The organism is Pseudomonas peli (genome assembly GCF_050563605.1).
Lineage (GTDB): Bacteria > Pseudomonadota > Gammaproteobacteria > Pseudomonadales > Pseudomonadaceae > Aquipseudomonas > Aquipseudomonas peli_A.
In genome coordinates, this window is record NZ_JBNXUH010000511.1 from 1 (window position 1) to 211 (window position 211).

Genomic DNA, 211 nt, shown 5'->3' on the forward strand with positions numbered 1-211 from the left:
GGGGTATTCGACGACAAATTTTTCCAGGGTGTCGTCGTCGCCGTTGAGCAAGCGGTCGCGCCAACGCTCCAGGTTATGAAAGCGTTCGTTGTACTGGCGGGTGGRGGNCATCCAGCTGGTCGAGCAGGGNTCAGGANTGTCTCTTTTAAACAACTGAAGCCGCCGGCGACGCCCCCCCGGGGGGGGAATCTTGGGAGTTGGGGGCGCTAAA

1 pseudogene is annotated in these 211 nt (G+C 60.4%); it reads right to left on the reverse strand.

The window, feature by feature from the left end:
• A pseudogene (locus ACQ4LH_RS22325) lies at window positions 1–127 on the reverse strand (DUF615 domain-containing protein); the annotation flags it as partial.
• Between the last annotated feature and the right edge of the window lie 84 nt (window positions 128–211).